Below are 9,993 nucleotides of genomic sequence, written 5' to 3'. Positions count from 1 at the left end.
AAAAGAAGCGCGCCTCGTAGCGTGAAAGCGCGTTTTCGTCAGACGATCGAATCGGACTACGAAACCCGGCGGCCGGTTCGGGCACGCGTCGCCGGAACCGCTTCCATCGCGCGCCGGGGCCGCCGGCGCGCGTGCCGGAAGACGTCAGATCAGGACGGCAGCCGCCGCGCGGCGAGGTACGCGAGCTGCGCGCGATTCTGTACGTTGAACTGCTTTTCCAGCGAGCGGATATGGTGCCCGACCTTGTGCAGCGACGTACGCAGCGCGCTCGCGATCTCCTGGTCGGACAGCCCGTGCACGAGCCGGTCGAGCACCTGCTGCTGCTCGTCGCCGAGCGCGAAGCCGCGCATGCGCGCGACACGCGCCTCGAGGAACGGCAGCGCGACGCGGTGCACGGCAAGACTGACCGACAGCGCGCCGCCGATCACGCGATCGTCGATCCATTCGGTGCCGTGCGTTTCCGACGTCAGGTTCACCGCGACGCGCAGGTCGAGGCGCGGCGCCGACAGACTGAAGATCACGCCGCTATTCATTGCATGCGCACGCAAGTGGCCGGCGAGCGCCAGCACCTTGCGATCGCCGCTGCCCTGCGCGGCCGCCTCGATCTCGTCGAGCCGCCACGCGACCGGGAAGCCGCTCTGCCGCACCTGCGCGAAGCGCGGGTCGCTTTCGTACAGCATCCCTTCGATGAACGGCTGCATGAACGTCGCCGGCGCGAGATCGCGCAGCAGATGCGCGCGCAGGATGCGGCGCCCGATCATTTCGTACGCGCCGTAACCGAGCGTACTGAATCCGATTTGCCGCAATCGCGCATGGCATTGCGCGAAATCGAATGACGCAAGGTCGGTTTTACCGGGCGCGATTTGAATACCGGTAAAAACGTCACGCTCGATGGTGTGATATTCGTTCGAATAAGCGGCAGCGGCCGCGATATCGGCTTGTGAGAACCACTCGACGCGTGGTGCGCCGTCAGCATATGTCATGAGGAGCCCGCCCTTTCCCAATATGTGAAACTGCGCCCCGTCACGATCTGGTCTTTTCTTTATGATTTTCTGGTCGTCGTTATATGCACGCGAACATGAAACTTTCGCCGCGATTAGTATTACGGCATATTACCCACACACCGGCATTTTTGTACAATGCCCCCGCGTTTCGTCAGGGATGACGACGGCGCAATCACAACGATGCTCGGTCGCACCGCCGCGAATGCCGTACACGATACGGCCGCCGCCAGGCGATGCGCGTCGATTCCGAGGGATGGCTCATGTCCGAAATTGCATTGCATGAAGAAGCGGTCGCCCCAACCAGCTTGCCGCGCTCGTCGCGCGTGTCGAACGCCGGCGCGGACGCGCTGCGCGAGCGCGCCGTGCAGGTCGTCTGGTGCGACGACGTGAAGCGCGGCGACGACGCGCAGCCGCACGCGCCGAAGCTCGGCGTCGCCGATACGCTCGCGCTCGCGCAGAGCACGGCCGAGCGCAACCGGATCGTCACGAGCCTGCTGCACCTGACCGGATTCTCGACGTTCGCGTATTTCGCCCTCGAATTCGCGCGCGAGCGCGTCGAAAGTCTCTACCTGCACGAAGCGTTCACGCCGGCCACCTATCGCGGCGACTACGTGCGGCACAGCCATCACGACGTCGATCCGCGCACGCTCGGCGCGCGCGTGTGCAACATGCCGATCGTGTGGGATCTGCAGCAATTGCGCCGCGCGCACCGCGAGCGCGACGACGCGCCGTCCGTGAGCCCGGCCGCGCTCGACGGCTTCCTGCAGACGATGCAGGACGACGGGATGTGCAGCGGCATCATGTATTCGATGGCCGTGCCCGGCACGCGGCTGCACGCGTTCATGAGCTTCACCGCGCCGCGCCGCACGCGCGAATGGATCACGCCGGCGACGATCGAGCAGGCGCTGTCGATCGGGCTGTCGGTCCACAAGTTCGCGTCGCCGCAACTGATCTCGACGTCGCGCGAGCGTGCGGTCAACGGGCTCACGCCGTTCGAGCAGGAGTTGCTGCTCGGCATCGCCGAAGGCGCGTCCGACAAAGAGATCGGCCGGCGCCTCGACACCAGCGCGCACAACGTCGACTATCACCTGCGCAAGCTGCGCAAGCGCTTCGGCGTCGCGAACCGGATCCAGCTCACGTATCTGACGTCGAAGCTCGAGCTGATCTGACACGCGGCGACGGCGCAACGCCGTTGCGCGTCATCGCCCGCGTAAACGCACATGCCGGCCTCGCGGGCCGGCATGGACGGGCGGCGCCGGGTCTGGCGCCGCTTCCTGGCAGACGATCGCCGTTACTTCAGCAGCGTCATCTGCACGACCTTCACGATCACGAGGCCGACCGCGATCACCAGATAGCCGCGCAGCACGGCCATCCAGATCCGCGTCGCGAGCGTCATGTTCTGCGGCGCCAGCGTGTCGAGCGGCGGCATGCGCCACGTGTCGCGCAGCGAGCGATCGACGGCCGGCTCGACGACGCGCTTGTTGCGGCGAATCAGTACCGTCGCGAGATAGCCGGCGATCGCGAGCACGGTGCCGCCCACCAGCACGTCGACGATCGCTTCGCCGCTGATGTCCGGATACATCACCGACGCGGTCAGGATGATCGACAGCAGCACCAGCACCCAGATCACCGCGCCCGTGAACACGTTGAGCTTCGTCGAATTGACCCAGGGGCCGAGCACCTGGCGGTCGTTGCACAGCACCAGCAGAAACACCGTCGCGCTCGGCAGCAGCACGCCGGCGAGCGTCTGCACGGCTTCGGTCAGCAGGCCGAGCGGGCTGCCCGGGATCAGCACGAGCGTGGCCGCGGCCGCGACGATGCCGAAATACACGAGATAAAAGCCCTTCGCGTCGGTCACGCCGCGGTGCAGCGAGTGGCGGATCTTGAACACGTCGCCGATCGCGTAGGCGGTCGACAGCGACACGGCCGCCGCGCCGATGATGCACGCGTCGAGCAATGCGACCGCGAACAGCGTCGCGCTCGTGCGGCCCGCATACCGCTCCAGGCCGGCGATGACGCCGCCCGCGTCGGTGAAGTTGCCGGCTTCCGGATGGCCGCCGAACAACGCCGAGCTGAAGCCGATCATCGCGACCGCGCCGACCAGCACGAACGCGATGCCGATCCACAAGTCGGCCTTTTCATATTTCATGAAGCGCGGCGTGATGCGCTTGTCGATCACGTAGCTCTGCTGGAAAAACAATTGCCACGGCGCGACCGTCGTGCCGACGATACCGATCACGAGCAGCATCACGTCCGACAGCTTCGCGTGCGCGGGCCAGTTCGGCACGAAGAAATCGCGCGTCATCTGCGCGACCGGCGGGTGGATCGACACAAGCACCGGCACGAGCAGCAGGCTCAGCACGCACAGCCCGATCGCGAACCGCTCGAAGCGCCGGAAGTCGCCGGTACTGACGGCCGCCATCGTCAAGGCCGCGGCCACGCACACGCCGGCCACCTTCGGCAATCCGAAGAAATCCAGCACGAACGTGATGCCGATGAACTCGGTGACGATGGTCAGCGCGTTGAGCAGAAACAGGTCGATCACGCTGAACGCACCCCAGAACTTGCCGAAGCGTTCGAAGATCAGCCGTGCATGGCCGACGCCCGTAACGGCGCCGAGGCGCAGCACCATTTCCTGGTTCACGTACAGCACGGGCACGAGCAGCAGCAGTGTCCACAGCAGCGTCGTGCCGTAGTTCTGGCCGGCCTGCGTATAGGTGCCGAATGCGCCGGCGTCGTTGTCGCCGACCATCACGATCAGGCCCGGGCCGATGATCGCGAGCAGCGTGCGCAGGCGCGCCCACCACGTGCCGCGCGCACCGGTGTCGTGGTGCGAGATCGTGCCGAGCGCACCGCGGATGTCGCCCAGATGGGCTTCGTCGAGCACGGCGCTGCGCTCGACCGCGATCGGTGGGGAGACGTTGGAGGGCGTGGACATGATGTATTCCGTACGGCTAAGGGTTATGCGATTCGATGAGCGTGTGACCTTGGCATGCGCGCGGGACGGCCGCTCGAAGGCGCGCGCGCGTGCGCATGCCGAGGCGCGCTCGGCGCTTCTTTTCAGTGGATCAACGCTTTCAGCTGGTTCAGCAGGCGGGAGAACACCCGCGGACGGGCGTCGAGCGTCAGCATCGCGTCGTAGTGGTGGCGCGATTCCGTGACGTGCGGAAGGTTCGACAGCAGAAGGCCGAAGTTCATGGTCTGGCTCCGTGCGGCGACGGCATCGTGCCGGCCGCGTCGTGGGCGCGGGGCCAGTCCGGTGCCTGAACGACGTGTCAGGCTAGGCGGCCGGCGAGTCCCCGCGACCCGGGTTCAAAAGGGTCTGCGTATGCAACGGGCATAAGGGACAACTGTCACTGTCGTTCACGGCGGCTCCTGTGCGGTGTTCCGGAGAACACGGTTGACCGCCGTCCGGCGGGCGGGCCGGCGTTCGCGCGCCCGGAGAACGGATGCGCGAACGCGGCCGCCTGCCTGGCGGCGGTGAAACCGGGCAACGCATGCGAGAACGCATCACGCTAACCGGCGCGAATCAGGGTGCACGTAGGGAGTGGCTGCGGAATACTGCTGCGCGCACCGTTTGCCCGGGAGACAAACGGCGGCGTCGATGAGGCGCGGACGTCGGTCGCTCAGGCGGAAATGTCGTTCGAAGATCGACTACTGCAGGCGTCCAAGGCGGCGGCCCCAAGAGTGAAGATGGCGGATTCTATGGACCGCCCGAAAGTGAAGTCAACCCCTTGAAACCCCATTTTTCGAAATAAATTCCCCGCCTGACGCGACTGAAAGATTTGCCCTTGAAATAACGTTCCGAAACCTTTCAGCGCCGTCATCACGCGGCCGGGCGCCGATGCGTGCGAGCAACGGCCGCGGCACCCTACTGCGCATCCTTTTGACGATCGCCCGGCGGCCAAGTGCCAGCCCCGCCCCGCGGCGACGCGCACGCGACACAGCGCATCTTTCGTGCGTTTTCTGCTTGCGCCGCAGCAAAAGTCGCGACTACAATCCGCCCCAATTCATCAAGGGAGTCCCTCCGTGGACACATGCTCTAGTTGCAGTTCGATGCCGGTCCAGGCCGGCCAAGCCATCGCGAGATAGCAGCCAGACACATGTCTTTCGCCGCTAGCTCGCATTCGTCGGGTTAGCGCGCCTCCTTCCGGGCCGGCCATCGCCGGTTCGTCAGTCGCACGCTCCGTTATGTTCCATCCTCCGATCGCAGGGTCGCGTCACGCACCCGCGCTCGATCACGTCGTTCGGCGTTCGCCGGACGGAAACGGAGGCAGCGTCATGTTCTTTCAATCGTTCGCGGTCAGGCTCAAGCGCGTCGTGCACGTCGCGTGCGACCGCTCGTTCGTTTCCGGCCTTTCGCCGCTCACCCATGTGTTGAGCAACTGGCGCGGCTTCGCGCTCGCCCATGTGCCGGCGGCGCCCCGCCTGCTCGATTGCGTGCTGATCGCCGCGACGGCGGCCGCGGTCGCGCTCGCCGCGCTGCTTTGCTCGGTCGCGCCACGCGTCGGCTTCGCGCAGGTATGGCGCGTCGGCGGCTGGCTGCCGTAATCCCTCTGCGTCCGTGCGGGCCGTCTCGCCATGCGTCCCGCATCCCGTTCCCGTTTCTTCAGCCTAACGAATCAAACTGCCAACGGAACCAAATGAAGAACACTCTCGCACCCGTCCCGCGCAAGCGTCGCGTCGATGCGCTCGCCGCGCTGCTGCTGTCGTTCGCCGCCGCACCCGCATTCGCGCAAACGACGTCTCCCGCCGCAACCGAACCGGCGGCCGGCGCGCGCGATGCGGCCGCCCCCGCGCAACAACAGGCCGCCGATGCTGCCGCGCCCGCTCCCACCGGCTTGTGGGAGCGCTCGAACCTGCTCGGCAACATCGGCGGCCTGCGCGACGTGCTCGACCAGCACGGCGTCACGCTGAGCCTGCAGGAAACCAGCGAGTACCTGTACAACACGTCCGGCGGCACGGGGCGCGGCGGCGCGTACCAGGGGCTCACGCAATTCGGCTTCAACGTCGACACCGGCAAGGCGATCGGCCTGCCGGGCGGCACGTTCAACGTGTCGGGGCTGCAGATCCACGGCACCAACCTCTCGCAGCGCTACCTGCAGACGTTGCAGACCGCGACCGGCATCGAAGCCAATTCGACCACGCGCCTGTGGGAGCTCTGGTATCAGCAGTCGCTGCTCGACGGCAAGGTCGACGTGAAAGTCGGCCAGCAGAGCGTCGACCAGGAATTCATGGTGAGCGAGAACGCGGCGACGTTCATGAACGCGACGTTCGGCTGGCCCGTGCTGCCGTCCACCGACCTGCCGTCCGGCGGCCCCGCGTATCCGCTGTCGTCGCTCGGCGTGCGGCTGCGCGTGAAGCCGGCCGACGCGTGGACCGCGATGGTCGGCGTGTTCGACGGCAACCCGGCCGGCCGCAGCGACGGCGACGCGCAGGTGCTGAACGCGCACGGCACCCACTTCAACCTGCGCAGCGGCGCATTCGTGATCGGCGAAGTGCAGTACGCGCTGAACGCGCCGGCCGCCGATCCGAAGGCGCCGCCGCCGGCCGGCCTGCCCGGCACGTACAAACTCGGCGCCTGGTATCAGTCGCAGCACGCGAACGATCCACGCTACGGCACCGACGGGTTGTCGCTCGCCGATCCGGCGAGCAACGGTACGCCCGCCACGCATCGCGGCAACTACGGCTTCTATGCGGTCGCGGACCAGATGGTGTGGCGGCCGTCGGCCGACAGCCCGCGCTCGGTCGGCGTGTTCGCGCGCGTGATGGGCTCGCCGGGCGATCGCAATATCGTCGATTTCGCGGCCAATGCGGGCGTGACGCTGAAGGCGCCGTTCGTCGGACGCGACAACGACGTCGCCGGCATCGCGATCGGCTACGCGAAGATCGGCTCGCATGCGCGCGGCCTCGACGGCGACACCGGCGCGTACACGACGCCCGGCTATCCGGTGCGCCGCGCGGAGACGGTCATCGAGGCGACGTACCAGTATCAGGTCGCGCCGTGGTGGCAAGTGCAGGCCGACCTGCAGCACTTCTTCCGTCCGGGCGGCGGCATCCCGAACCCGAATGCGGCCGGCGCGCGCATCGGCGACGAGACGGTGGTCGGCGTGCGCACGACGATCACGTTCTGATGCCCGCCGCATCGAGGCACGGGCCGGACGGCCGCTTGCGCGACGGCCCGGCTCATGTGGTGGCTTGCCGTGCGGGCATGCGGCCCGCGCCGCCGTGCGTTACTCGCCGTACAGCCCCAGCAGTTTCAGCGTGACGCCGTTGGTCCAGCCGAAGCCGTCCTGCAACGGATATTCGCCGCCCCCGCCGCCACCCGTTCCGGTGCCCTCGACCACGTACTTCTCGACGAGCTTGCCTTCGGCCGCGTACACCTGCTTCACGTCGGACAGGAAACGCGTGCCGATGTCCTTCGCGAGCGCCGGTTCGCCGTAACGGCGCAGCCCGTCGATCGCGATCCACTGCAGCGGCGCCCAGCCGTTCGGCGCATCCCACTGCTGGCCCGTGTTCTCGGTCGTCGTCGCGAGCCCGCCCGGCTGCAGCAGCGTCTTGCGCACTTCGCGCGCGGTCGCCTTCGCGCGCTCCGGCCACGCGACGCCAGCGAACAGCGGATACAGCGCGGCCGCCGTCACGCCGTCGCGCGGCTTGCGCAACTGCCAGTCATAGTCGCCGTAATAGCCGCGACGATTCCACAGGTAGTGATTGATCGCGGCCGCACGCCGCCCCGCGCGCGCCGAGAAATCGGCCACGCACGCGATGTCGCGCGTGACCACGCAGCCCTTCACGATCGTCGTCTCGAGATGGAACATCAGGCTGTTCAGGTCGACCGGCACGATCGACGTCGTGCGGATCGTCGCGAGCGTCTTGCCGTCGCCGAACCAGCGCGAGCTGTAGTCCCAGCCGCTTTCGGCGCCCGCGCGCAGGTCGCGGTACACCTCGTTCGCCGGCCGGGACGGCACCGATTTCGCGGTCGTCACGTCCTCGAGATACGACTCGTCGCGCGGCGTGTCGCTCGCATCCCAGTAGCGGTTCAGCACGGCGCCGTCGGGCATCGCGACCACGTTGCGCGTCGCCTGCCCGCGCGGTGTCGTGGTTTCGCCCTGCATCCAGTACGCGTGCTCCTTGCGCAGCGCCGGCAGGTATTTCTGGTAGACCTTGTCGCCTTCGACCTGCGCGGCGAGCGTGACCATGTACGCGAAGAACGGCGGCTGCGAGCGGCTCGCGTAGTACGTGCGATTGCCGTTCGGGATGTGCCCGATCGTATCGATCAGGTATGCGAAGTTGTCGAGCATGTCGTCGACGAGATCCTCGCGCCCCGACACCTGCAGCCCGAGCATCGTGAAATAGGTGTCCCAGTAGTAGCCTTCGCGGAAGCGGCCGCCCGGCACGACGTACGGCTTCGGCAGCGGAATCAGCGAACTGTACGGGGGCGCCGTGGTGCTCGTGCGCGTGAGCTGCGGCCACAGCCAGTCGATGTGCTGGCGCAGCGTCTGGTTCGGCGGCGGCGTCACGCCGCCTGTCGCGGGCGGCGTGAAATGCTGGTCGACGAACGCCTTCAGCGAGAAGCCCGGCTGCGATTTCTGTTGCTGATACAACTGCACGATCGTCGCGGGATCGGTATCGGGCGTGGCGTCGACGAAGGTCTTCTGGTCGGGATAGAGCTGCGCCGTCTGCACCGCGACGAACAGGTCGCCGTAGAGCTGGCTCGGCGGCGGCAGCAGCGTGCCGGACGCGGGAGCGGATGCGGCTGCGGGGGTGGCCGGCAACGCGGACGGGCTCGCCGCTTGCGCGGCGGCCTGGTGCGCATTGTCGGCCTGCGCGGCGCAACCGGCGACGGCGAGATAGGCAATGGCCAGTGCGGCCGCCCAGCGCGGACGCGGCGCGGGCGGTGACTGACGCGACGGGAAGCGAGATGCAAGCGGTGCGGCACGACGTGACGTCATGGCGTGTCCCCTCCTTTCGAATGGTGAGTGGATCGGCACGAGGTCTCGTTCGCGCGCGCGTTCGTCTCGATGGCCTTCGATCGATACGCGTCATGTTGTGGTGCGAATGGGCCTGACTGTCGCACGAAACATGCATGTCAAGCAAGTTTCGATTCGCGCGACTCGCGGAGATAGCCGCGTACCGCCCGCCACGCACGCGCTTCGAGCGCATCCGCATCGGTCTCGCCGCGCGCGCCCGCCGCATCGACGATGCCTTTCACGATCGCGAGCAGATCGTGTGCCACGACGCCGGGCGCGGCGACGCGCGGCGCATCGCGCAGCCCGAGCGCATGCAGCAAGGTCGCGTGGATGCGGTCCGCGACGCGCGCGGTGCGCGCGCCGAGCGGCAAGCGCGCCTCCTCGAAATCGATCAGCCGCGCGAGCACCGGCCGGCGCATCTGATGCGCGACGGCCCCGCGCACCAGCGTGCGCAGCACGTCGTCACAGCACGACAGCGCGGCGGCCCGGTCGACGTCGTCGAGCAGATGCGCGCTCTCGCGTTCGACGAGCGCGGCCGTCAATGCATCGCGGTTCGGGAAGTATTGGTAGAGCGAGCCGATACTCACGCCGGCCAGCGCGGCCACCGCGTTCGTCGTGTAACCGTCGAAGCCGTCGCGCTCCAGAATGCGGGCGGCAGCCTCGACGATCGCATCGACGGTGGCCACCGAGCGGCGCTGGCGCGGCGCCTTGCGCGGCGAAAGCGGAATGCGCGACGACGATTCGGACATGGCGGGAAGGCGGCTTTCGAATGTGAGCAAGTGCTCATATTCTAGAAACGCACGGACACGCCGTCAAAAGGAATCGACATGACCGGGCCCCACGTCGTCCCCGCTCGTCGCGCATTCCAACGCGAACGCGCGGTCGACTTGCCGTGCGGCAAGCGGTTCGCAGATCACCGCGTCAACCTCCGGCCTCGCATCGAAAACGCGTGCGCATCGCGACGACGATGCCGCGTCGTTCATCGCCCAGGCAGCACATCGCTCGTACGTGCGCGGTCG

At 67.4% G+C, this 9,993-nt stretch carries 8 protein-coding genes; 3 read left to right on the top strand and 5 right to left on the bottom strand.

Annotation, left to right across the window (positions count from 1 at the left end; all coding sequences use genetic code 11):
- Positions 1-149: 149 nt before the first annotated feature.
- Positions 150-983, bottom strand: a complete 834-nt coding sequence (locus J8I35_RS06385) for an autoinducer binding domain-containing protein (protein WP_050015015.1) — start codon at positions 981-983, stop codon at positions 150-152.
- A gap of 281 nt (positions 984-1,264) precedes the next feature.
- Here J8I35_RS06385 and J8I35_RS06380 point away from each other — a divergent pair, with 281 nt between their 5' ends.
- Entirely contained in the window at positions 1,265-2,173 is a 909-nt protein-coding gene (locus J8I35_RS06380; RefSeq protein WP_209924800.1) for a LuxR family transcriptional regulator, read from the top strand.
- A 122-nt stretch (positions 2,174-2,295) separates the two neighbouring features.
- Here J8I35_RS06380 and J8I35_RS06375 read toward each other — a convergent pair whose 3' ends face one another.
- Together J8I35_RS06375 and J8I35_RS06370 are read right to left on the bottom strand one after the other, a co-directional pair.
- Positions 2,296-3,942 (bottom strand): NRAMP family divalent metal transporter, encoded by a 1,647-nt coding sequence (locus tag J8I35_RS06375; protein ID WP_050015013.1) that lies wholly within the window; start codon positions 3,940-3,942, stop codon positions 2,296-2,298.
- Between the two features lie 122 nt (positions 3,943-4,064).
- Positions 4,065-4,202: a hypothetical protein gene (locus J8I35_RS06370; RefSeq protein WP_162838124.1), complete on the bottom strand. Its 138-nt coding sequence runs from the start codon at positions 4,200-4,202 to the stop codon at positions 4,065-4,067.
- A gap of 1,083 nt (positions 4,203-5,285) precedes the next feature.
- Here J8I35_RS06370 and J8I35_RS06365 point away from each other — a divergent pair.
- Together J8I35_RS06365 and J8I35_RS06360 are read left to right on the top strand one after the other, a co-directional pair.
- Entirely contained in the window at positions 5,286-5,555 is a 270-nt protein-coding gene (locus J8I35_RS06365; RefSeq protein WP_050015011.1) for a hypothetical protein, read from the top strand.
- A gap of 92 nt (positions 5,556-5,647) precedes the next feature.
- Positions 5,648-7,138, top strand: coding sequence for a carbohydrate porin (locus tag J8I35_RS06360; RefSeq protein ID WP_209924799.1), 1,491 nt, complete (start codon positions 5,648-5,650; stop codon positions 7,136-7,138).
- Positions 7,139-7,237: 99 nt separating this feature from the next.
- On the opposite strand, the gene treA is transcribed toward J8I35_RS06360, so the two are convergent.
- A complete protein-coding gene (treA, locus tag J8I35_RS06355; protein ID WP_124630688.1) occupies positions 7,238-8,956 on the bottom strand; it encodes an alpha,alpha-trehalase TreA in 1,719 nt (572 codons plus the stop codon).
- Positions 8,957-9,093: 137 nt separating this feature from the next.
- On the bottom strand, positions 9,094-9,723 hold the full coding sequence (locus J8I35_RS06350; protein ID WP_124638780.1) for a TetR/AcrR family transcriptional regulator: 630 nt from the start codon (positions 9,721-9,723) through the stop codon (positions 9,094-9,096).
- Positions 9,724-9,993 lie beyond the last annotated feature (270 nt).

The organism is Burkholderia sp. CpTa8-5 (genome assembly GCF_017815045.1).
GTDB lineage: Bacteria > Pseudomonadota > Gammaproteobacteria > Burkholderiales > Burkholderiaceae > Burkholderia > Burkholderia sola.
Note: the sequence above shows the minus strand (reverse complement) of the source record. Positions and strands in the feature narration are given on the sequence as shown.

Excerpts from the sequence above, each read along its gene's own strand:
- J8I35_RS06385 (WP_050015015.1), bottom strand. The coding sequence starts at position 983 with ATGACATATGCTGACGGCGCACCACGCGTCGAGTGGTTCTCACAAGCC.
- J8I35_RS06380 (WP_209924800.1), top strand. The coding sequence starts at position 1,265 with ATGTCCGAAATTGCATTGCATGAAGAAGCGGTCGCCCCAACCAGCTTG.
- J8I35_RS06375 (WP_050015013.1), bottom strand. The coding sequence starts at position 3,942 with ATGTCCACGCCCTCCAACGTCTCCCCACCGATCGCGGTCGAGCGCAGC.
- J8I35_RS06370 (WP_162838124.1), bottom strand. The coding sequence starts at position 4,202 with ATGAACTTCGGCCTTCTGCTGTCGAACCTTCCGCACGTCACGGAATCG.
- J8I35_RS06365 (WP_050015011.1), top strand. The coding sequence starts at position 5,286 with ATGTTCTTTCAATCGTTCGCGGTCAGGCTCAAGCGCGTCGTGCACGTC.
- J8I35_RS06360 (WP_209924799.1), top strand. The coding sequence starts at position 5,648 with ATGAAGAACACTCTCGCACCCGTCCCGCGCAAGCGTCGCGTCGATGCG.
- treA (WP_124630688.1), bottom strand. The coding sequence starts at position 8,956 with ATGACGTCACGTCGTGCCGCACCGCTTGCATCTCGCTTCCCGTCGCGT.
- J8I35_RS06350 (WP_124638780.1), bottom strand. The coding sequence starts at position 9,723 with ATGTCCGAATCGTCGTCGCGCATTCCGCTTTCGCCGCGCAAGGCGCCG.